Below are 23,328 nucleotides of genomic sequence, written 5' to 3'. Positions count from 1 at the left end.
ACAGTCGTTAAATATAACTGATAAATACATATCCTGCATTCTCAAAGAAACGTTCTGCTCCATTTGGTGACATTTTCGTGGTGGCTCCGGTGGACGGATCAAACCAGCTCACAGAGCTTGAGGTGTAAGCGTTGATCAGCACTGCCTGTGAAGAATTCTTCATGGCGATCACCGGTTTACCGCTGCTTACAAAATATAAAATCTCATCGACAGTACAGCCGGTCAGATTTACCGGGGTACTGATATATTTCTTAAGAATATCCATGGTGGATGCACCCTTGAGTGCGGAGGCATCTTCCGTGACCTGCGCAGACTGCAGGAGCATATGCATGCACGCCTTCATGCTGGAAACATTGCCGGATACCGTTGTCTTATCCATGAGAGAAACAGTGTTACTTAGGAACTTGCCGCCGCGCTCCCAGACAATGTGATTGTGGTTATCCATAACAACACCCATCTGTTCGTCCGCCTGACGGATCGCATTGCCCGCATCGGAAGAGGAGCCGGTGATCCCGCCATAAGCATAAATATAATACTTATCGGAAGCGTTTTTGCTTGGGTTGTTGATATAAAATGTCGTATTCTCTGTAACCATCACATACTTGGTGTAGGTAATCTCTGGCTTGCCCTTCATCAGGAAGCCTGCCGGCAGAGTAATATATTTCTCGGTCAGCATTTTGTCTGTCACACGCGAGGTGAGATCAAAGGATTTCGCTGTGTTATCCTGCTGATGCTGTATACTGTCGTCAGCAATCTTTTTAAACTTCTGTCCGATTTTACGGACACGCTTTAACTGAATAATATCTTTATCAACATTTGTTTTAATGATATAGACGTTTTTCGTCTGATATTCTTTTAAAATCTCACCCTGGCTGTCGGCGATCACAAGCTTATAAACCGGAGAAATGCGTTCGCCGTCCTCGGAATTATACATATCTGAATTGCGTACATAGCCGTAAACAACACTGGAATCAATCGCACCGAGAACACGAATGCTTTCGCTTTTGCGGGCGGTAACAGTCCGGCGCTGCTCTGTTTCCAGATCAAGGATCGTGATGCGCGTTGCCGGCTTCTGTGAGGTTGCATTGGACCAGACGAAGCATTTTGCCTTTTCCAGCATAGCGAAATTCCCGCTGGATGCGTTTTTTGTCAGAACCGTATACTGTCTGGAAGTGATATTATAAGCGTATACTCTGTCATATAAAGAGAAGTAAAATACATTCTTGCGGTTTACATAACAGAAATCGCCAAAGTCTTCCTTGAGCTGCTGATAGCTTGTTTCAAGAGGAAGATAAATTCGCTCGTTGATCTGATTCTTCTTCACATCATAGCTGTAAAGAATGATGCCGACACGTCCCTCATAATCACCACAGTTCATATAGCCGTAAACGACAAAGTCAATATTGCCGTCATTGTCGATGTTGATAATGCGGATGTTGTGCTGATCGTAATAGTCTCTGATATAATCAGTCGAATTCTGCACAAAGGAGAAAACCTGATTCAGCTTCTCGGAGTGAAGATCATAGTACCAGAGATTGCCGTTGCGGACAAATGCCATTTTGCTGTTATCCTCGCTGGAGGAAATACCGAGATCCTCCTCGTTGGAAATACCGATCTTAAACTCACTCTGTGAGGTTGAGGTCAGCTCCGGATCAAAGACAGCTTCCATCGTGCGCTGGAAATACAGCAGATAAATGCGGCCGGTTGTGTAGCGGACTCGGTAAAACTCCTTCACCTGATACGTTTCTGTTCCGGTGTCTGTCTTTGCTTTTACGTAATAAACCTGTTCCACAGCAGCTGTCTCAATGTTTAACTCCTTGATCGTCGGTGTGCAGGCAGAAACAACCTTCGGCTTGAGATTATTCCAGGTGATCATTTTCTTGCTGGAATAAATATTTACATTTGCCAGAGTGGAATCGTTGCTTCCGTTGGTTTCGAGATAATTTTTGATCTCGAAGTTCTTTTCCATGTTAAAGGTTGCGTTATGAAACCGGCTGACAAAATCAAGCTTCTGTTTGAGGAAACAGTCAGCCTCGTAATATTTGACGCGGGTATAAAAATGGATCTGTTTGCTGTAATTGGTTGTCAGCGTGATCTCCAGTCCGTATTCGGTGCTGGCGTTCATCGCAGCATCCAGTTTTAAACGGGCGGTTTTCTGATCCTTACTCTCATCAAATGCCGATAATGTACCGCTTCCGATGCTTTTGTCATTGGCGATATCCCTCAGATCATAATCCAGCCGCTTGATCTTCAATGTGCTTTCGGAAATGATCACATCGAAGGTCTTGTCAGCACCGATCGGTGTGACAGACTCTCGGATATTGCCGCTGTCGAGCTCACTGCTGTAGCCGTGAAGCGTATTGATCGTGTAACCGCTTACGGAAAGGTTAACAAGCGGAAACGCAGAGTCCTGCAGACTGGTTGCCGTCGCTGTACCCACATTTATGCTGGGTATATGTTGTCCAAATATAAAAATGGACACGCAAAATAAAATAAAAAGTCCGAATCCTTTATAAAAATATTTCAAAATTAGCCTCCTGATATACAAAAACATTCCTGTCATTAGTATAGATTGTTCCTGAAAAAAAGGCAAGGACAGTCACTAAAATTTAAGAAATGTCATAGTATGATAAAGAGGTTTCTTATGCGGAGCAGCAAGCAGTCTGTGTCTGCAGAAAGGTTTGGTGAATATGGAGAAAAAGGGAGCAATTTATCCGAAGGGAAATGCGATGGTATTTCCGTTAGAGCTGGCACAGGTGCCGGAGGAAGAGAAGATGAAGGATTTAAAATATCTGTATCCGTTAGAGGTGTCTGAATTAAGTGAAATGGTGATGAATGTCTGTGATCAGATGGAATATGAGGGAAGTCCGATGTACGACCGGTATCCGGATAAGGTTACGATGGGGCGCATGGCGGCAGGAATCTGCAGTCATTACTGCTGTCAGAAGGATCGTGTTGACCGGAAATGGCTGCGACCGATGGTAGAGATCATGCTCTGTAATGAAATGAACTGCCGCAGGGAAAAACGCTGTCGTCATTACCGGTCTAAAAGCTGTTGATAAATATCACGTTTGGAAACACCGCGGTCGGCTGCGACCTTTTTCATGGCTTCCTTTTTGGAAAGATTCTGGTCTAAATAAAGCTGCATATGATCTTCCAGATCCATTTCCTTCCAGCTGTCCTGCTTCTGTTGATCCAGTATCTGCCGGGAGATTCCCTCGAGAACAAGAACATATTCTCCTTTTGGAGATGTGTCCGAATAATAGGACAGTGCTTCGGAGAGGGTCATAAGCCGGACGGTTTCATGCAGCTTGGTCAGCTCACGGCAGAGCGTAATGCGTCTGTCGCCGAGTGTCCGGTAAAGCTGCTCTAAGGTTGCAAGAAGGTGGTGCGGTGCTTCATAAAGGATCACAGTTCTTGTCTCTGTTTTGAGAGATTCCAGGATCGCTGCCCGTTCCTTTTTGTCCGGGGGAAGAAATGCTTCAAAGGCAAAACGACGGGTGGAAAGACCGGACAGGGTAAGTGCCGTAACGCAGGCGCAGGCACCCGGAAGAGAGGTCACAGGAATGCCGGCGGCATATGCCTGACGAACGATCTCCTCTCCGGGATCAGAGATTCCGGGAGTTCCTGCATCTGTGACGAGGGCAATATTCGTCCCCTCGGATAGCTTTGAGACAAGATAGGCAGCCTTGTCCACTTTATTGTACTCATGATAGCTTGTCATAGGAGTTTTGATCTCAAAATGATTGAGAAGCTTGATCGTATTGCGAGTGTCCTCTGCGGCGATCAGATCGACCTCCTTTAAGGTTCTGAGAACACGGAAAGTGATGTCTTCCAGATTGCCGATGGGAGTGGCACATAAATATAAAGTTCCTGTCATGGTTTTCTCCGTTTCCTGTATCGGAAATAGGAGAGCAGAAATGTCTCATAGAGAGGCTTTCTGTTCCTATCCGGTTTAAGTATTATAGATATCGAGAATTTCCTGCGTGTATACGCTGGGCGTATCATATATTACAAGCGGGGCTTCGATCCTGACCATGGAATTACCGCCGCGGACGGCATCGATCAGAACCATATTGGGTTCTTTGTCTGCAAATGGATGAACGAACCGCATCCGCTTTGGTTCCAGCCTATATTTCGTCAGACAGCTGATGATCTCGATCAGCCGGAATGGCCGGTGTACCATCAGAAAATGTCCGCCGGGCTTTAATACCCGGGAGGCTTCCCGGATCACATCGTCAAGGGTACAGAGTATCTCATGGCGGGCAATCGCTTTGGGTAATTCGGGATTCTTCAATCCATGGTTGTTATTCATATAAGGGGGATTTGTAATGACATAATCACAGGAAGCCTTTCCGAGAAGGGAAGAGGCTTCCTTAATATCCCCGTTAATAATATTGATTTTGTCGGTTAGTCCGTTATATTGGACACTGCGTCGCGCCATGTCTGCACTTTCGGCTTGGATTTCGAGTGCATCAATATGCGCGGCTTCTGTTTTGGCGGTCAGCAGGATTGGGATGATCCCGGTACCTGTACCAAAGTCAGCAACTTTGCTGCCCGGTGCACAGTGTGCAAAGGAAGACAGCAAAACAGCATCCATACCGAAACAGAATTTATCGGGATTCTGAATAATATAATAATCATTGATCTGAAGATCGTCCAGGCGTTCTCCCGGTCTTAATTCTGCTTTCATGGTGTGCTTTGTCCTTTATTGTTGTTCTGACGGCGATGGTTGTTACGTCTGTTATCGTGGTCGCCTCTCTTACTGCGCTCCTCACGGAAACGCTCAGGGCGTCCCTTGTCACGGCGTCCGTCGGTCTGACGCTCATAGCCGCCGCGGAAGCTCTGATCCTGCTTCTCGGTATCGGTCAGATGGATTGCCTGATTCTCATAACCGCCGCGTCCTCTTGCAGGGCGTTTGTCACGGTTATTACTCCGAGGTTCACGGTCTCTGCGGTTATTGTCACGTCGCTGCTCGCGATCCTGTCCACCACGATTATTGTCGCGTCTCTGGTCACGATCCTGCCCGTCACGATTATTGTCGCGTCTCTGGTCACGGTCCTGTCCGCCACTGTTATTGTTACGTCCCTGATCACGATTCTGTCCGTCGCGATCATTGTCGCGCCGCTGGTCACGATCCTGTCTGCCACGATTATTGTCGCGTCTCTGGTCACGGTCCTGTCCGCTACGATTATTATCGCGTTTTGGTCCGCGTCCACGACGGTTGTTGTCGCGTCTGTTGCCACGCTTCTCGTTTTCTTCCTCCTGACGATCCTCGATGTCCTGCTTCTCCATGATCTCAAGCTGCTCCAGTCCCTGCTCATCAACCATTTCGTTTAAGGATGCCTCCAGTTCAGAACCTTCGCTGCTGATCTGGTGATCCTTAAAGCTAAGATCGGTAACCGGGTATTCGCGGATCTCACGTTCACCGTTCTTCTTGGTGATCACCACCTTGACAAGCTGCTTTAATACGCTTGTGCTCTGCACCTCGCCAACGTAACCGTCAATCGTCTTAACCTGCGATTTGACGGCAGGTAAGTTGCTGTTTAATTCCTCATAGGCTTCCTGCTCATTTTTGAGACAGCACATCAGACGTCCGCAGACGCCGGAAATCTGTGTCGGGTTCAGGGAAAGTCCCTGCTCCTTTGCCATCTTAATAGATACCGGGGCGAACTCGGAGAGGAAGGTGTGGCAGCAGAGCGGTCTTCCGCAGATAGCCATACCACCTAAAAGTTTCGTTTCGTCACGGACACCGATCTGACGCAGTTCAATACGTGTTCGGAAAACAGAAGCGAGATCCTTTACAAGCTCACGGAAATCGATTCGTCCGTCTGCGGTAAAATAAAACAGAAGCTTGTTTCGGTCAAAAGTATATTCAGAATCGATCAACTTCATTTTCAGATCATGCTTTTTGATCTTTTCGAGACAGATCCGGTAAGCCTCTTTTTCTTTTTGCTCGTTTTCGATATTGGTTTTTTCGTCCTCCGGCGTTGCGGTACGTGTCAGCGGCTTTAACGGGGAAACAACCCTGTCATCGGTTACTTCCTTCGGTCCGAGTACAACCGTGCCGTATTCGATGCCGCGCGCAGTCTCAACGATAACATGGTCGCCCTTTTTTATTTCGTAGCCGGTGGGATCAAAATAATATACCTTACTTGATTTACGGAATCTGACTCCGATAATTAATATCATAATATTTGTTGTCCTTTCTATTGGCGGATTATGCCTATTCTTTCATGGTAAGTGCCATCAGTTCCATGGTGACGTCAAAGTTGACGTTGGCACCAAGACGGACCTTTGCCTTGTCGATTGCCTGAAGGATATTTTCGATGCTTTCATAGGTGTGCATGCTCGCCTGGTGGGAGATGTTGTGGAACTGGTCGCGGTAGAGCAGGAGATTTGCATCCTTTGTAACCTTGAACATCAGTACATCGCGGTACCACAACAGCATCAGGTCGAGATAATCATCGATCATGCCCTTTTTCTGGGAGAATATACGGATCGAATCAACAATCTCAGAAACATCCATGTGCTCGACATTTTTTAATAAATGAAGGGTATCCTCCTTCATTTCCTGAAAATCAGTGGAGTTTGCAAAGCGGATCGCCTTGCCCATATTGCCCTGACAGAAGCCTGCGGCAATATCAGCCTGTTCCTGCTCCATGGAGAGGTGGCTGACAAGATAACCGGCAATTTCCTCTTTGGAGATCGGTTTTGTATTGATCGTCACACATCTGGACCGGATCGTCGGCAGAAGTGCGTTGAGATTATCTGTGAGAAGGAGAATGACAGCGTATGACGGTGGCTCCTCAATGGTCTTTAAGAGCGCATTCTGCGCCTGCTCAGTCATTTTATTGGCATCCGGTATGATATAGATCTTATGCTCACTGCTGTATGGCTTGATCTGGATATCGTTGTTGAGCTGCTCACGGATGTCATCAACGCTGATGCTCGCTTTCTCATGGGTGATATAGCGGATGTCAGGATGATTGCCGGACTCTGCCTGGTGACAGGACTTGCAGCTGTCGCAGGAGTCTGCATTGGGATGCTTCTCACACTGCAGTGCCTTTGCAAAGGCGTCAGCGAGCATGCGTCTGCCGGAGCCGGTCTCGCCATTGATGATATATGCATGGGAAATGTTCCCTGTCTCAATGGCTGTCTGGAAGTGTTCCTTTGCCTGCTTCTGTCCAATGATATCTTTAAAATTTGCCATAAATGCCTCCTATGATAGATCAGGTAAACAGATCGAGGATCATTCCCTGAATTTCACCGATTTTATTGAGTATTGCCAGATGGTCCTTCTCCTCGCGCATGAGCTCCTCGGCGAGATCGTCCAGTGCGGCATCGATCAGCTTTACCATGCCGTACACTCTGTGCCGTCCTTTCTTATCGAGAAAGTTCTCGCGGCTGAAGGAATGGGAGTGTGTAACGATCTCATTCATAAATTCTTTGATCATTTTGCGGTACAGCTTCATGTCGCGGATGTCCATCTTGCGGCTGAGCTTGTTGCCCTGCTGGGTGATATCCTCCATCATCACAGCCAGACTGGCGCGCAGCTCCTGTTCTTCAATGCTGCTGAGCAGGGTAAAACGAAAGGAACCATCAGACTCAGTGACAGGTGCTTTTGGTTCAAGCTGTGTCGGCTGCTGCAGCTGGTTTACACGCAGATTCATGATTCCTCCTCCTTTTTCTTTGCTCAGATAATGCGGTCTGATTTATACAAAATAGTGACAGACCTTTGCCCAGATGTCATCGGCAATCTCTTTCTCAGGACGATTGCCGTCTATGATAATGATATTTTCTACATCCTCCATGCGGTGGATGAGGTCAAGATAACGTTCCCGGACATCTGTGAGACGATCCAGTGTCTCGTAGATGTCTGTCTGGTGACGTCCCTTTGAAACACGATCCATGGCTGTTTCCGGGGCAACATCAATGAAGATGTGGCAATCCGGACGAACAGTCTCATTTGCCATTTCGTTGCATTTCATGATCCATTCGAGAGGAACGGATACGCTCTGGTATGCATAATTGGAAAATACATAACGGTCAGAAATAACGGCGATGCCGTCCTCCAGCAGTTTGCGGATACCGTTGACCGGATTGTTAAGATGATCCAGACGGTCTGCCGCAAAAAGAGCTGTCAATGTTGTCTCTTCTCCCTTGATACGACCGGAGAGAAACTGGCGCAGCAGTGTGCCGATCGGACCATTGCTTGGCTCCATCGTGGTCATGCAGTTGATGGAATGTTCCTCAATGTGCTCCTTCAAAAGGGAGATCTGTGTGGATTTCCCACTGCCGTCAATGCCTTCAAATACAATAAAACAGCCATTTTTAGAAACCATAATGTACCTATCCTTTCTAAAACTCCAATGTCAATACATCAAAACGTTTTATTGATGTCACGGGGCATCACAGTGCCGACTGTTCTGCCTGTTACATCATAAATTATCTCACACTATATAATACGCTTTTTTCGGAACTTTTGCAACAAAGACCATGACTTGATATTTTGGTGCAATCATAATAGAATAATATAGGGAATAAAAGGTATTTTATCTCATATTGAGGGAATGAAATGACACAGATACGAAGGAGACGGGAAGATGGAATGGAAATTTTTGGCAGAGAACAAGGCGGGACCTGCGAGAAAGTCAAAGGACTACCGTCTGTTCAGCGAACGGGTGATCCAATCCGCACAGCTATTGGAGAAATCACTGTCCGAATATATCGTCAGGGAGGACGAGGATCTGAACACCAATAAGCTTCTGAAGGAGACAAGGGAGATCATTGCGCTCAGTGATGATCCGACGCATACGTTCCGGATTCTTCGGAGAGTGCGCCGGTATGATGATCTCACATACATACACAGCCTGAATGTGGCGATATTGTGCCATGAGTTTGCCAAGTGGATGTACATGACGGAGGAGGAACAGGATATTCTGACGCTGGCGGGGCTTCTGCATGATGTCGGGAAGATGGGGGTGCCGGGCAAGATCATTAAGAAGGCAGGCTCACTCACGGAGGCGGAATACTCTGTGATCCGGCAGCATCCGCAGAAGGGATATGATTTCTTAAAGAAGCATCCGTTGGATGAGCGGATCATGAATGCGGCGCTGATGCACCATGAGAGATGTGACGGCTCCGGTTATCCGAATGGCTTGAAGGCAGATGAGATCGATGATTTTGCAAAGATTGTCGGGATCGCTGATTGTTATGATGCGCTGACCTCGGCGAGAGTGTACAGAGAGCCTCATTGTCCGTTTGAGGTGTTCCGTATGCTGCAGGAGGAGCATGAGAAGTTTGATCCGAATTATATGGCAATATTCATGGAGGGTGTTGCAACGTTTTATATTGGCTGCGAGGTGGTTCTCTCGGATAATAAGCGCGCCCTGATCGTTGATACGAACCCGATGGATCAGAGTAATCCGATCGTGAAGATCAACGGTCTGATCGTGAATCTGGCGATGGTACAGGAGCTGGATGTGAAAGAAATCTGTTAAAGGCAAAATGTTGGTTTTTCCTTTTTACGAAATATAAATTTTATGCAAAAAAAACGCTGAGGTTTTGTCTGCCTCAGCGTTTTAAGTCTCTGTGTTTCATCCGACCTTCATCTTAAACTTGAGCATCTCTCTCTCGTCATCAACAGGAATCTTCTCCATACAGGCACCGAGAGCTGTCATTTTCTTATCGAAATCCTCGTAACCGCGCTCGATAAAGTGAATGGAATCTACGGTTGTAAATCCATCGGCAACAAGACCTGCAACAACAAGAGCAGCGCCGGCGCGAAGATCAGGCGCGGTGATGGAAGCACCGGTCAGTCCGGTAACACCTTCAATGATCGCGACATTTCCTTCGACCTTGATGTTGGCGCCCATGCGGGCAAGCTCATCGACATATTTGAAACGATTCTCGAAAATACTCTCAGTAACGGTACTGGTACCATTGGAAAGAGCCAGCAACGTTGCAATCTGTGGCTGCATATCGGTTGGAAAGCCGGGATATGGCAGTGTCTTTACCTGTGTGTGACCCAGGCGGTCAGAAGCGGATACACGCACGGCATCATCGAATTCCTCAACCTTGGCACCGATCTCGATCAGCTTGACAGAGATTGCTTCCAGATGCTTTGGGATGACGTTGCGGATCAGGACATCGCCCTTGGTGGCAGCAGCGGCTACCATGAAAGTACCTGCCTCGATCTGATCAGGAATGATCGAATACTCACTGGCGTGAAGACGCTCAACGCCGTCAATACGGATCTTGTCAGTACCGGCACCCTTGATGTTGGCACCCATGCTGTTTAAGAAGTTGGCAACATCTACGATATGCGGTTCCTTGGCAGCATTCTCAATAACGGTACGACCCTGTGCCATGCAGGATGCAAGCATAATATTGATCGTCGCACCGACAGAAACAACATCCAGATAAATATGGTTACCGATCAGCGCATCGGAAAAGGTATTGATCATACCATACTCGATGTTGACCGTGGCCCCCAGTGCACGGAATCCCTTCAGATGCTGGTCGATCGGACGGCTTCCGATATCGCATCCGCCCGGAAGGGCTACCTGTGCCTTTTTATATTTGCCAAGAAGAGCTCCCAATAAATAATAAGAAGCCCGGATCTTACGGATGGAATCATAATCTATTGTAACATCGGAAATAGTGCTTCCGTTGATCTGAACCTCATGCGGTCCGATCCGGTTTACAGTAGCACCAATACTCTCTATCGCTGTAAGAAGGACGTTGATATCTCTTACGTTCGGTAGATTGTCGATCGTCACTGTCTCATCTGTCATGATGGCAGCAGCAAGAATTCCAAGAGCAGCGTTTTTGGCGCCGCCGATGACAACCTCGCCGTGAAGAGGATTTCCTCCCTTAATAATATACTGATTTTCCATTTTGCACCTCATCAAACACTTATTTTGCAAAACACATTTCACCACTCCTGTAGAATAGTGAAGACATACATACCATACATTATAACGAAATCGTTTATAATGTCAACCTATTTTCTTCTGTTTTCAAAATAAACAAAAGAGTCGATCGCGTCGAAAATATCCTGGAAGGTTTCACGCGGAGCAACGTCAATATATCTCTGCAAAATCTCCTGTTCTGCCTGCCCGTGATAACGTCCGTAAAAGATATCAAAAAGATTATGCCCGCGGACGTAAATTTTAATCAGCTCTATGTTGTCTTTGAGATCCTGTTTGCTTTTGATGCGGATGTTGTTGATGCGCTGCATCCGTTTCATGCTGTTTAATTTGAAAAGGTAATCCTTATATTTCTTATAAAGAATATTGTAAAAATCTTCCTCATTTTTAATGACACCGATCTTTGCCATGACGGAAGGCTCCAGAAAGTAATTTTCAAAGGAGTAATACTTTAAGATCAAGACATTTTTCGGTTCAACCTTTGGCAGGTTACCGGCGTCCTCCTTCGCCCTCTGACCATAGTAGCTGCAGAGCTGCTTCTTAAGGTATTTCGGATTCTTGCCGTCACTGTCGCGGATCATCAGAAACTGGTCCTTGAGGTACAGCTTATTGATGTACTTTAAGTTGGCATATGTCTTGATGTTCGTACAGCTGTTGACCGGAATGATCGTGATGCGCTTGAGCTTGCCGTCTTCGTCGTAGATTTCGGAGTAGTATTTCTGGAGGAGAAGCGGAAGCCGGTTGCTGTCCTGTTTGCCCTCGACGATGAAAACAAAGCTGACGTTCATCAGATCGTTGGCAGTGTAGCCGAGGTCATCGAGAATCTGATCGATGTCGGTCTCCGGGCGCACGGTTGTGTAATATTCTTCATCCAGAAGGACCTCCTTGATCTGTTTGGACGAGAAATTAAAGATCAAATTCGGCGAGTGCGTGGAAAAGACCACCTGATTCTTCTTGGACAGGCGGTACAAAATCTCGCTGGCAACCTTTTGAAGCTGCGGATGCAGATAAATCTCCGGATCCTCCATCAGGATGATGCAGGGCAGGGTCTGCGCCTCGTCAATATACGCCTCCAGAAGAGAAAGTACATAAATACTGCGGATACCTTCACTCATTGAACTCAGGGAGGAAACGTAATCGTTGCGCTCGCGATTGATCAGCTGTGTGTCGATATGCAGCAGATCATCCAGGTCGAAATTCAAGACGTAGCGGATCTGTTGGGAAGGATTACCGTTGCGGTGAAAATAGTAATTCACTTTGTCGGCAAATTCGTTCAGATTGGTACGGAAAAGCTTATACTGGAGCAGTCGTGTCGTCTCAAATAATGTCAGCTCCTCCGGCGTTTTCTTGTTGATGACACCGATACACTGGAAACAACGGTTACATTTCCGGGCGGGGTCAAAGGTACAGGTGTTATCCTTGAGCATCTCGAAGGATTTTTTGTCATAAAAACTAAAAACATCATTCTGTAACGTGTCCAGATTTCTGGTCTGGTCGATGTGATAGATCTTCGGAAAAATCTCCCGGATGTATGGGTTATTCTTCTGGAAGCCATCGTTGTAGCGAACCTTGTGTTCCGGATTGATATGAAACGTAAAGGTCACGGTGTTGTCCTGAAAGGAAGGAATCAGCGAGCGAAACTCCTCCAGCCACTTTTCGTAGTCGCGGTGCCTGCTGACCATACCACGGGTCTGATAGGATTGAAGATCCTCCTCGGTAAACTCGATCGACAGGGTAATGTCGATGCTCTTCTGCGGATCCAGAAATTCTTCGGTGCATACCGTGTGGTATCCGGTGGCGGCAAGAATGGCATCGATGACGTTTGTTTTACCGGTGTTGTTTTTGCCGACAAGAATCAGTGCGTTTTCCAGTTCGGTGATCTCCAGATCGCGAATGGACTTAAAATTCTGTATTCTGATATAGCTTATCTTCATACGTTACCCCTCATTTCCGCACGCGTTAGCTCCTTTTTTATTGTATGTTCCGGTGGGACGTTTGGTGCTTTTCCGTCCGTTACCTTTTCGGCGGCGGATGGAATATCCAAAATGACCGAGGGACTTGCCGAGACTGTAGTAGGTTCCGTGAGAATATGCCAGCAGACCGGCATCCTCCAGATGGAAGGTTCCTTTCTCATCCATATACTTCTCGGCAACGTGAACGGCAGTCACGTCAGCCACAAAAACATGATGGGAGCCAAGTTCAAGAACCTGGCGTACTTTGCATTCGATGTTGACAGGTGCTTCCGCAATCAGCGGACATTTCACGGTGTCAGCAGGAACCGGCGTCAGACGGCAGTCCGTCCATTTGTTGTGATCCCGTCCGGAACGAACGCCGCAGTAATCCGTCGCGTGAGCAAGCTCCTTCGTCGTCAGATTGATGACAAACTCGCCGGACTCGCGGATCAGCGGGTAAGAATGACGCTCCGGGCGAACAGCAATGTATGCCATCGGCGGATTGGTACAGAGTGTACCGGTCCATGCAACCGTTAATATATTTGATACGTGATCCATATCTCCGCAGCTTACCATGACGGCAGGAAGCGGATAGATCATATTTCCTGGTTTGAAATTTACTTTTTTCATGATAACAGGTCCTCATTCGCCGCCACTTGCGGCAGCTTCGATCATATTATTTTGCAATTGAATATCACTTTTAAGTATATCACACACCAAATATGACTTCAAAGAAAAACTGTGTTTTGCCGCAGGAAAATTTGCGAATGAGTCTATCCAAAAAAAAGAGAATGTGTTAAGATGATAAAAGAGATCAGAATACCTTATTATAAGGAAAGAAAGGCAGGAGAGTGTCATGGCTAAATATCTGGAATTTGAATCTATGACAGAGGGACTTGAGAGTAAAGTGCGTCAGGATCTGAAGTTTAAGACGGGCAATTTCGTCTGGAAGGTCAAGTTCAATATTCCGTTAGATCCCAAGACCGTGAATAATGTCAATTTGTATGTGACCTCCATGAATCTCTCACCGCTGCGTACAGCGATCCGTTATAATTCTCTGGAAAATGAGATCGAGATCGAGCCGTTAGAACCGTACGCCCAGAATGAATCCTATATTCTTAACATCACAACGAAGGTGACATCACTGGGAGGGCAGCCGCTCAAGAAACCACTTCAGGTACAGTTCAAAATAGACGGATGACAGACAGCTTATGAATGAATTAAACTACAAGAAAAGATTTCACTTATTTAAAGATATGAAATTTCTCCACCGGATGATCTTAATCTATCTGATCGGTGGAATTATTCCGCTTCTCGTAATGAGCATCTATACCAATATGCAGACGCGCAAGATGATGATCAAGCTGACGGAGGAGACACAGGCAGAGGAGTTGTCCGTGCTCAGTTCCTCGATCCGTGAGTCTATGGCCGTTTTAGATAATGTGGCACGTCTTCTGTGCAGTAATGATGAGATTTTAAAGCTTACCACCCGCAAATACAAAAATAAAACACAGTTTTACAGCGATTACCGCAAAGCCAATATGGTAATGGAGGATTATATCAATTTCTATGAACAGGATATTTCTTCGATCAATCTGTTTCTGGACAACCCGACCGTTGACACCTACGATCTGAACCGGATCAATAACCTTTCCTATTTTAAGCAATCTGTCCGGACGCAGACCTGGTACAAGGAGACGGTGGACTGTGTTGATGAAGGGTACTGGTATTTTGGTGAAACGTCCGGAGACAATGAAAAGGATCAGACGATGCAGATCAGCCGTGCGGTGCGGGATGACGATGACGATGTGGTTGGCATTGTTGTGATACAGATTCAGTACGATAAGGTTACACTGAATGAACAGAGGCAGGATACGGCGATTCTATACGATGATTATTACTGGATATCCGGCAACTGCAGTTCTCTGGACTATCCGTTTCTCAAGGAGGAAATTCAGAAGATCAATAAGAGCAGAGTGACAAAACAGATTTCCTATGGGGTTGAGGAATATCTGATCTCATACGAGCGTCTGCAGATGGATGGCTCGGATGATTATTATTCGGTGGTCAGTGTTCAGAATTATCAGGATATCATGGCGGAGGTCAACCAGATCAGTATGCAGGCATTTATTCCGGAGATTATCGGAATGATCGTCTCTGCGCTGTTGATCTTTGCATTTGCGGCTTCCTACAGTAATCGTATGTTCCAGCTCAGGGTTCAGATGCATCGTGTAGCGCAGGGAGAATATGATGAGGTGGAGCGGATCGAGGGTAACGATGAGATCGGTGAGCTTTACACAGAGCTGGAGCAGATGATGCAGGATATCCGTCTGCTGATGAGTAATGTGGTGGACGAGCAGGTCCAGAAGGAGAAGCTTCACACAAAGCAGAAGGAAGTGGAGTTTAAGATGCTTGCCAGTCAGATCAATCCACATTTCTTATATAATACGCTGGAAACGATCCGTATGAAGGCAGTGGTGAATCATCAGCCGGAGATCGTTGAACTGGTCAAGATGCTGGCAAAGACCATGCGGTACAATATTCAGGTGACAGACCGTCTTGTGACATTAAAGGAGGAGCTTCAGATGGTGGAATATTATCTGAAGATACAGGAGTACCGGTTTGGAGACAGAATTACGTCTGAATTGACGATCGACCCTGATGTGGACATGAAGGCGAGGATCCTTCCGCTGACACTGCAGCCGTTTGTGGAGAATGCATTTGTGCATGGTCTGGAGGAAAAGGCATGTGATGCAAGACTGGTGATCCATGTATATAAGAAGAAAGACGATATTTTCATCGAGATCCGGGACAACGGAAAGGGAATGGACTACTATGAGCTTGGTCATCTGCGAAAGATCATGAAGGATGAGCAGGGAGATGACAATCACATCGGCGTGCGTAATGTAAATCAGCGTATCCGCCTGCTTTTTGGCGGTGAATACGGCGTTGAGGTCGACAGCGAGAAGAATGTAGGGACAAAAGTGGTCATTCATATTCCTTATCAGACCGAAATTGACCAAAATGTATAATTTATCGTGTAAAAATGTCGAATTATTATGGTTTTATTTCCGTATGTATTTGGTAAAATAGACAAGAACAATTAAATTGTACACCTATGCTATGGCAATGATGTACAAAAATGAGAATATGGGCAGCAGGATGAGTCTTCCGGCGGGAAGCACTGATTTATGACTGCACCGTTTATTTTGAGGAGGACGATACAATGAGAAAGTCATTAAGAAAGGTAGCAGCTACTCTCAGCGCTTTGACACTGGCTCTGGCTGTTACAGCAACAGCAGTACCTACTGATGTATCTGCAGCAACAAGTAAGGCCGGTAAGAAGGCAGCTAAGGCTGCATTTGACGCAGACGGCACTTATCATGCATACTTCGGAATACAGGAGACCGGTACATGGATCTTCCGTGATGAGTGGTATTCCGATACACTTGGTATCGATGGTAAGGACATGAAGAAAGCAAACCTGACATTCGATAACGGTACACTGTTCCAGTCTGGTACAGACGGTGTTACGGCAATCGAGGGTACACAGGTACAGGATGTTGAGATCAAGGGTAACGGTACATATACTGTTGGTGTTTCTAACCTGAACAACGCTCTTGATACAAAGGGTGATGCAGAGACTAAGATTTCTATGATCTATGTTGATACAGATATTCCTATGACTGCAAAGGATAACCCTGTAACAATCTCTGATGTGAAGCTGACATGCGATGGAAAGGAAATCTCTCTTCCATCTGAGCCATTCTTCCCATCTGAGTACACAGATGAGTCCGGACTTCTTCGTTTCGATGCTATGAACTCTTATCAGAAGGATAAGGGTGAGTACGCAGACAGCCCTGACATCACTGTAGTTCCTACAGATTCTATCCAGATCACATTTACCGTATCCGGCTTCAACTCAGACAATCCGGATGCAGTTGCACCTGCTGATGATGCTTCAAGTGCATCAAGTGATGCCAACACAACAAGCGATGCTTCTACAACATCTTCTAAGAAGTCTTCACCGGTTGTTCCGATCGTGATCGTAGTTGTAGTAGTAGCAGTTGTAGCAGTAGTCGTTGTTAAGAAGAAGAAATAATTCCTGCAACGGACATCTGCTGAATAAGTAGATATCATTGAAAGGAGATAGGCGACAACCTGTCTCCTTTTTTAAGGGCATAGGAAAATACTCGTAGCGTGTCGAATGAAAAGTCGTGTATTTTTTCTCTATTATTTATGGTATTCGATAGAGGAAAATGCATGTATAATAAAAATAGCGTAAACTCTATTTATCATCTTGAATGTCTGCTCTGGTCTGTTTACAGGGCTTTTGACGGTGGGATGAAATAAGTAATACAGGAGGTTATTATGAAAGAATCACAAACAGAGAAAAGGGGAACGGTAGATTATATCTATATGTTACAGAGAGTGATTGCTATCTTCTCTGCAATTTCCGTTTTCTTCCCTTTTATGAATCCGACAAGGATTTGTAGTTTGGTGAATGAGAATACTTCGCTTTTTACAGCGGCTGTATCTTATTCAACCCTGACCAGCGAGGCCGGTCGTGCTCTTCGTATGAACTGGCTGAGTCCAAGCGCTTTCTATGTATTATATGCAGGCGCAGTAGTCGCACTGATCGGTGTGGCATTCGTTGTAGTAGGCGGATGCATGTCTCTTGGTAATACTAAGATGAAGAGAGCAGGTATTCTCTGGTCTATCCTTGGTAGTATCGTAGAGATCGTAGGATTTGGTGTTACGATCCTGGCATACAACATGGTATGCAGCACAACAATGCAGTCAAAGCTTGACAGAGTCGGACCAACCTTCCCGGTTGCAGCAGTTGTTTATACTGTGATCGCTGTTGCTTTGCTCATTATGTCTATCGCTATCCTGATGATGCTTCCAAAGGCAGCACCGGATGAGGGGATGGAGATGGATCCTAAGTACAAGCTGTTCCTGATGTTTATGCCGTTCCTGGCACTGGCATTCGTATTCTGCTACCTGCCACTTTGGGGATGGAGATATGCATTCTTCGATTATCAGACAGGTGGAACGCTGAGTATGTCAAACTTCGTAGGATTCAAGTGGTTTACATATCTGTTCCAGAACGGTGCAACCCGAAGCGATATCATCCGTGTTATCCGTAACACAATGGCAATGTCCGCTTTAGGTCTGATTACACAGTGGATTCCAATGGCATTCGCTATCTTCCTCTGCGAGATCAAGAACCTCACATTCCGTCGTTTTATTCAGACATTTACAACAGTACCAAACTTCATCAGCTGGGTATTAGTATACGCTTTGGCAATTGCTATTTTCTCAACTGACGGTTTCATTAACACATTTGCAAAGAGTATCGGACTTATTGCTAAGGGCGCTGATGGACATAACTTCCTGATGGGTGACCATTTCACATGGCTTAAGATGTGGGCATGGGGAACATGGAAGGGTGTCGGCTGGAGCGCGATCATCTACATTTCCGGTATCGCAGGTATCGACCAGCAGTTGTACGAGGCTGCTACGGTGGATGGTGCCGGTCGTTTCCAGAAGATGTGGCATATTACAGTGCCTGGTCTTCTGCCTACCTTCTTCGTACTGTTACTGATGGCAGTTGCAGCAGTTCTGAGTAACGGTCTTGATCAGTACCTGGTATTCTGTACACCACAGAATAAGAACCACATTGAGGTTCTTGATCTTTACGTTTACAACCTCGGTCTTGGTAGTGGTGGTAGTATCCCGCTTTCAACCGTGGTCGGTATGTTCAAGTCGGTCATCAGTGTAGTCTTGCTGTTCGGAGCGAACTCCCTTTCTAAGGCACTCCGTGGCGAGAGTATTGTATAAGGAGGTGAACACAAATGGCAATGACAGCACAAGAGAAATTAGATGCTAAAAGAGAGAAAGAGTACAACAAGAAACATAAACGTATGTACAAATTGAAACCAGGTGACATTGTGTTCAATATTTTGAACTATCTGTTCTTCATTTTGTTCACCCTCACCTGTATCTTCCCATTCTATTATCTGTTCATCAACACGATTTCAGATAATGCAATGGTACAGCAGGGATTGATCAACTTCATCCCTCACGGACTTAACATTAACAACTACAAGGCACTTGCCGGTGTAGGTGATCTTGGATATGCGTTCGTCGTATCCATCACAAGAACAATCTTCGGTACTGCTTTGATGGTAGTTGCCTCTGCATTTGTTGGTTATCTCGTAACCAAGCAGGAGATGTGGCACAGAAGTCTGTGGTATCGTGCAATCGTTATTACAATGTATTTTAACGCAGGTTTGATCGCAACATATTTGAACCTGGTTATGCTGGGTCTGACAAACCACTACATGGTATACATCATTCCTGGTATCGTGGCTCCATACAACATCATCCTGGTTAAGACTTATATCGAGTCTATCCCGGCTGAGTTGGAGGAGAGTGCATTTATCGATGGTGCTTCCTACATGCAGGTATTTACAAAGATTGTCTGGCCTTTAAGTAAGCCAATCCTTGCAACAATCGCAATCTTCGGTGCGGTAGGTCATTGGAACTCCTTCCAGGATTCCCTGATTTACATGAGTAACTCACCAAAGCTGTATACATTGCAGCATAGATTGTATATTTACCTGAACCAGTCATCCAACCTGCAGGCTTCCATGAACGCAGGTGGTCAGGCTGCCAAGTCAGCATTTGCTGCTGCACTGAATACAAAGGTTATCAAGTATACAATCTCCATGATTTCCGTTATCCCTATTTTGATTGTGTACCCATTCATGAACAGATACTTCGAGAAAGGTATCATGCTGGGTGCTGTCAAGGGTTAATGCCAAAGTGCAGACTGATATTCTAAGAGATTATGAGATACCGGGGGCATTTTTGGCGCCCCTGGTATTTTTAAGCAGTATGTAAGCGATGTGCATATAAAGGAGAAAGGTCTGATTACACGGAATGGAGAATAAGACAGAATGAAATTTTTTAGTGTAGATAGTCCCTTATACAAATTTATGAACCGTCTGATGGATGTGTTTAAGCTCAACTGTATGTGGCTTTTATGCAGCCTGCCGATTGTAACGATGGGAGCTGCAACGACCGCAGCCTATACGATCACACTCAAGATGGTGAAGGATGAAGAAGGATACATTGCCGGTCCTTTCTGGAAGGAGTTTAAGGCGAACCTGAAAAAGGGAAGTATTCTCGGGGTTATTGGCATGGTTGCAAGCTATGCGGTATATCTGGATTTTCAGCTGTATCATGCGGCGAAGCATCATAACATCATGTTTTTGATCATTGGTGTAGTTGGAGTATATCTGATCTTTATGCATATGGTATATGCGTTTCCGTTAATGGCGCGTTACGAGAACAGCATCATTAATACGATGCGTAATTCTTATTCCATAGCGGCGAAGTTTCTTGGCAGAACAGCATTTCTGGCAGTGCTTCTGGTGATCGAGATGGCGATCATTATGTGGAATCTGACAACTATGTTTGCCGGAGTTTTAATTGGACCGGCATGTATCATTTTCACGATCAGCGGTTTTGCCAATACGTTCTTCGAGGTCATCGAGAGAGAAAATCTCATGGCTGAGGTTGATGAGAAGACTGCTGAAGCTTCCGATGACGAGGAGGATTTTGAGTCTGAGGAGGAAGAAGAGGATACAGACGAAGAATAAACGACCATTATATTTCGATTTGTTTGAATGTATTTCGCACAGGGCTATTGCAGCTGTGCGACTGACATAGTATAATCGGGTAGGTGTTAACAACAATAAGAAAGGATGGATAACATGAAAAAAGGACTGGGAAAGAGAATGCTTTCCATGCTCCTTGCGACTAGCATGGTAGCAGGAACAACAGTTGCAGCCACAGGTTGTAAGTTCGGCAGCAACAGCAACGAGCCAATTACCCTGACTGTATACAGTCAGGTAGCAAACTCATCAGGATTACAGAAAGGATGGGCAGCAGATCTTATCAAGGATAAGTTCAATGTAAAGCTTAACATCGTACCTGACGAGAGTGGTACATTCCAGACAAGAATGTCTGATAAGGATCTTGGAGATATCATTATCTGGGGTCACACAGACGATAACTACGCAGCAGCTCTCAAGGCCGGACTGCTCTATGATCTGGAGGAGGATGATATCCTCAAAGAGAACGCACCATATGTATATGACAATATGCAGGATGCGCTCGCAAAGAACAAGAGACTTTCAGCAACAATCCTTGGTGATGGAAATGACAAGCTTTACGGATGGGGCGGCGAGGTTGCTACATCTAGTAAGGATCATCAGTCATTCTTCTATACATGGGATACTCGTTGGGATCTCTACAAGAAGATGGGATATCCAAAGGTTAAGAACATGAGCGATATGGCTGATCTTCTTAAGAAGATGCAGAAGATGGATCCTAAGGATGATGCAGGCGGAAAGACATACGCTGTTTCTCTGTGGCCGGACTGGGATGATGCAATGGTTATGTACGTTAAGGCAACAGCTACTGCATACTATGGATACGATGAGCTGGGTATTGGTCTCTATGATCCAACCACAGGTAAGTATCATGATGCATTAGAGGAGAACGGACCATATCTTGAGATGCTCAAGTGGTACAATCAGCTGTATCGTAACGGTCTTGTAGATCCTGACTCAATGACACAGACATATGAGCAGATGTCCGAGAAGGTAATCAACGGTGGTGTACTGTTCTCTATCTTCAACTATTCCGGATCTCTCGCATTCAACACAGATAAGCATATGAAGAAGGGTGAGTACATGTACTGTATGAAACCTTCAGAGGCATCTCCTATCGTTTATGGTATGAGCACACTTGGTACAGGTTATGTAACATCTATCGGTGCTAACTGTGAGTATCCAGAGCTTGCTCTTGAGGTACTGAATTACTTCTGTACTCCAACCGGACGTCTTGAGTACGCATATGGTCCTAAGGATGAGTGCTGGTACTATGGCGACGATAAGAAGACACATCTGACAGAGCTTGGTGAGGCTTGTAGAAAAGACCTGAAGACAAAGATGACAGATCATGAGGGTACATTCCAGGATGGTCAGCTTCAGATGGCTGTATCTACATGGAACATTGATGCTGAGAACCCTGAGACAGATGGTGAGACATACAATGCTGATAACTGGGCTTCTACTCAGGAGTCATCTAAGTATGATATCCAGGAAGACTGGAAGAAGAAGACAGGCTGTGAGGGTATCAACGATTACATGGAGAAGGGTAAATATACTGTATCTCCAGGAACCGATTACTCAGCAAGTGCTAAGTCTGACGAGTTAAAGACTGTTTGGAAACAGGTAACAGATACGATCAAGAACGAGTCTTGGAACGCTCTTTATGCTAAGAACGATGCTCAGTTCGATAAGGCTGTTGCAAAGATGAAGAAGGACACTGCAGGATATGGTTATGACAAGTGTCTGAAGTGGTCTCAGAAAGAGGCTGCTACACGTAAGTCTTTGGAGGATCAGCTTAAGAACTAATCAGAACACGATCTTGAACGATTATGTATAGCGGATACAGCTCCGGGAAATTCCCGGGGCTGTATTTTTATGGGAAATACAAATAACGCAGTAGAAAAGACGAAACGTTGAGACTGCCTTTTACAGGAAAATGAAAGAGGACTTGCATTGCACGGACAAACGTGATAGGATAGGGGACAGCGATCGATAGAAAGCCGAGTGTTCGAGACCTTCCACTCGTAAAACAAAACTAAAGGAGATTTAGCAATGAACAGAAAGAAACTCTATTTTATCACGCAGGCAGCAATGATTGCTGCAATCTACGTTGTACTCACCGTATTTATCAACACATTTAATCTTGCATCAGGAACGATCCAGATCCGTATATCTGAGGCGCTTACCGTACTTCCGTTTTTCACACCGGCGGCAGTGCCTGGGCTGTTTATCGGATGTCTGCTCAGTAATCTGATTACAGGAGCGATGCTTCCGGATGTGGTATTCGGCAGCCTGGCTACATTGGTTGGTGCACTGGGAAGTTATGCACTTCGCAAGCATTCCTTCCTTGTAACGTTACCGCCGGTGATTGCAAATATGGCGATCATCCCTTTCGTTCTTCGATATGCGTACGGCATTAAATTTGTTGTGCATGGTCTGGATGTATCCATTCCGTTTCAGGCATTGACCGTAGGTATTGGCGAGGTTGTAACCTGCTGTATCCTCGGAACGATCCTGATCAAGGCACTGACGCCATACCGCTATATACTTTTCCAGAACGGAGAGGAGGATGCCGCGGCATCCGGTGTGCGCAGTAAGCAGTAGGGGATGCAATGCTGTGGAGTTTGACACGGCTTCCGGATTTCATGGATGCTGCAGATTGCTTTGTTACAGAGCAATTTCCGTATCCGGCATTACTTAATCCGATATAACAATTCCAAAATCCAGATGCTACGCATCTGTCGCGCTTTGCGC

At 45.7% G+C, this 23,328-nt stretch carries 19 protein-coding genes and 1 pseudogene; 10 read left to right on the top strand and 10 right to left on the bottom strand.

What is annotated here, in order from left to right; translation table 11 throughout:
* Nucleotides 1–7 precede the first annotated feature (7 nt).
* Entirely contained in the window at nucleotides 8–2,440 is a 2,433-nt protein-coding gene (locus ACZLMD_RS02145; RefSeq protein ID WP_482523453.1) for a hypothetical protein, read from the bottom strand.
* A gap of 250 nt (nucleotides 2,441–2,690) precedes the next feature.
* Between ACZLMD_RS02145 and ACZLMD_RS02140 the strand changes: the two genes are divergently transcribed.
* Nucleotides 2,691–3,059 (top strand): hypothetical protein, encoded by a 369-nt coding sequence (locus tag ACZLMD_RS02140; protein WP_489495048.1) that lies wholly within the window; start codon nucleotides 2,691–2,693, stop codon nucleotides 3,057–3,059.
* Here ACZLMD_RS02140 and rsmI read toward each other — a convergent pair.
* The 6 genes and pseudogenes from rsmI to tmk form a co-directional block, all read right to left on the bottom strand.
* The gene (rsmI, locus tag ACZLMD_RS02135) at nucleotides 3,038–3,880 is read right to left on the bottom strand and encodes a 16S rRNA (cytidine(1402)-2'-O)-methyltransferase (protein WP_489495047.1); all 843 of its coding nucleotides are present in this window, start codon (nucleotides 3,878–3,880) and stop codon (nucleotides 3,038–3,040) included. The two genes, ACZLMD_RS02140 and rsmI, sit on opposite strands and share 22 nt — an antisense overlap.
* A gap of 75 nt (nucleotides 3,881–3,955) precedes the next feature.
* Nucleotides 3,956–4,693: a tRNA1(Val) (adenine(37)-N6)-methyltransferase gene (locus ACZLMD_RS02130; protein ID WP_489495046.1), complete on the bottom strand. Its 738-nt coding sequence runs from the start codon at nucleotides 4,691–4,693 to the stop codon at nucleotides 3,956–3,958.
* Nucleotides 4,694–5,280: 587 nt separating this feature from the next.
* Nucleotides 5,281–6,192, bottom strand: a pseudogene (locus tag ACZLMD_RS02125) (PSP1 domain-containing protein); the annotation flags it as partial.
* Between the two features lie 34 nt (nucleotides 6,193–6,226).
* Nucleotides 6,227–7,213 (bottom strand): DNA polymerase III subunit delta', encoded by a 987-nt coding sequence (gene holB / locus ACZLMD_RS02120; protein WP_178441150.1) that lies wholly within the window; start codon nucleotides 7,211–7,213, stop codon nucleotides 6,227–6,229.
* A 19-nt stretch (nucleotides 7,214–7,232) separates the two neighbouring features.
* Nucleotides 7,233–7,673 carry a YaaR family protein gene (locus ACZLMD_RS02115; RefSeq protein ID WP_022305616.1) on the bottom strand — a complete coding sequence of 147 codons (441 nt, stop codon included), beginning with the start codon at nucleotides 7,671–7,673 and terminating at the stop codon, nucleotides 7,233–7,235.
* A 42-nt stretch (nucleotides 7,674–7,715) separates the two neighbouring features.
* Nucleotides 7,716–8,345 (bottom strand): dTMP kinase, encoded by a 630-nt coding sequence (tmk, locus tag ACZLMD_RS02110; protein WP_482521780.1) that lies wholly within the window; start codon nucleotides 8,343–8,345, stop codon nucleotides 7,716–7,718.
* A gap of 261 nt (nucleotides 8,346–8,606) precedes the next feature.
* Here tmk and ACZLMD_RS02105 point away from each other — a divergent pair, with 261 nt between their 5' ends.
* Nucleotides 8,607–9,503, top strand: a complete 897-nt coding sequence (locus ACZLMD_RS02105; RefSeq protein WP_484107345.1) for an HD-GYP domain-containing protein — start codon at nucleotides 8,607–8,609, stop codon at nucleotides 9,501–9,503.
* A 96-nt stretch (nucleotides 9,504–9,599) separates the two neighbouring features.
* Here ACZLMD_RS02105 and murA read toward each other — a convergent pair whose 3' ends face one another.
* The 3 genes from murA to ACZLMD_RS02090 form a co-directional block, all read right to left on the bottom strand.
* On the bottom strand, nucleotides 9,600–10,901 hold the full coding sequence (gene murA / locus ACZLMD_RS02100) for a UDP-N-acetylglucosamine 1-carboxyvinyltransferase (protein ID WP_022305613.1): 1,302 nt from the start codon (nucleotides 10,899–10,901) through the stop codon (nucleotides 9,600–9,602).
* A gap of 107 nt (nucleotides 10,902–11,008) precedes the next feature.
* The gene (locus tag ACZLMD_RS02095; RefSeq protein WP_118559550.1) at nucleotides 11,009–12,868 is read right to left on the bottom strand and encodes an ATP-dependent nuclease; all 1,860 of its coding nucleotides are present in this window, start codon (nucleotides 12,866–12,868) and stop codon (nucleotides 11,009–11,011) included.
* Nucleotides 12,869–12,871: 3 nt separating this feature from the next.
* Nucleotides 12,872–13,516, bottom strand: coding sequence for a flavin reductase (locus ACZLMD_RS02090; protein WP_178441155.1), 645 nt, complete (start codon nucleotides 13,514–13,516; stop codon nucleotides 12,872–12,874).
* Between the two features lie 226 nt (nucleotides 13,517–13,742).
* Between ACZLMD_RS02090 and ACZLMD_RS02085 the strand changes: the two genes are divergently transcribed.
* From ACZLMD_RS02085 to ACZLMD_RS02050, 8 genes are all read left to right on the top strand, one after another.
* A complete protein-coding gene (locus ACZLMD_RS02085) occupies nucleotides 13,743–14,087 on the top strand; it encodes an Ig-like domain-containing protein (RefSeq protein WP_178441157.1) in 345 nt (114 codons plus the stop codon).
* A 10-nt stretch (nucleotides 14,088–14,097) separates the two neighbouring features.
* Nucleotides 14,098–15,918 (top strand): histidine kinase, encoded by a 1,821-nt coding sequence (locus ACZLMD_RS02080; protein WP_178441159.1) that lies wholly within the window; start codon nucleotides 14,098–14,100, stop codon nucleotides 15,916–15,918.
* 194 nt (nucleotides 15,919–16,112) lie between these two features.
* Complete coding sequence (locus ACZLMD_RS02075) at nucleotides 16,113–16,988, top strand: hypothetical protein (RefSeq protein ID WP_118559552.1); 876 nt, start codon at nucleotides 16,113–16,115, stop codon at nucleotides 16,986–16,988.
* Nucleotides 16,989–17,257: 269 nt separating this feature from the next.
* Entirely contained in the window at nucleotides 17,258–18,730 is a 1,473-nt protein-coding gene (locus ACZLMD_RS02070) for an ABC transporter permease subunit (RefSeq protein WP_486818405.1), read from the top strand.
* Nucleotides 18,731–18,744: 14 nt separating this feature from the next.
* A complete protein-coding gene (locus tag ACZLMD_RS02065) occupies nucleotides 18,745–19,710 on the top strand; it encodes a carbohydrate ABC transporter permease (RefSeq protein ID WP_118559554.1) in 966 nt (321 codons plus the stop codon).
* Between the two features lie 141 nt (nucleotides 19,711–19,851).
* Complete coding sequence (locus ACZLMD_RS02060) at nucleotides 19,852–20,556, top strand: YesL family protein (RefSeq protein ID WP_022305605.1); 705 nt, start codon at nucleotides 19,852–19,854, stop codon at nucleotides 20,554–20,556.
* 114 nt (nucleotides 20,557–20,670) lie between these two features.
* Nucleotides 20,671–22,380, top strand: a complete 1,710-nt coding sequence (locus tag ACZLMD_RS02055; protein WP_022305604.1) for a type 2 periplasmic-binding domain-containing protein — start codon at nucleotides 20,671–20,673, stop codon at nucleotides 22,378–22,380.
* A 246-nt stretch (nucleotides 22,381–22,626) separates the two neighbouring features.
* Complete coding sequence (locus ACZLMD_RS02050; protein ID WP_118559556.1) at nucleotides 22,627–23,178, top strand: QueT transporter family protein; 552 nt, start codon at nucleotides 22,627–22,629, stop codon at nucleotides 23,176–23,178.
* The last annotated feature ends 150 nt before the right edge of the window (nucleotides 23,179–23,328 follow it).

It is taken from the genome of Jutongia sp. (assembly GCF_057878315.1).
Note: the sequence above shows the minus strand (reverse complement) of the source record. Positions and strands in the feature narration are given on the sequence as shown.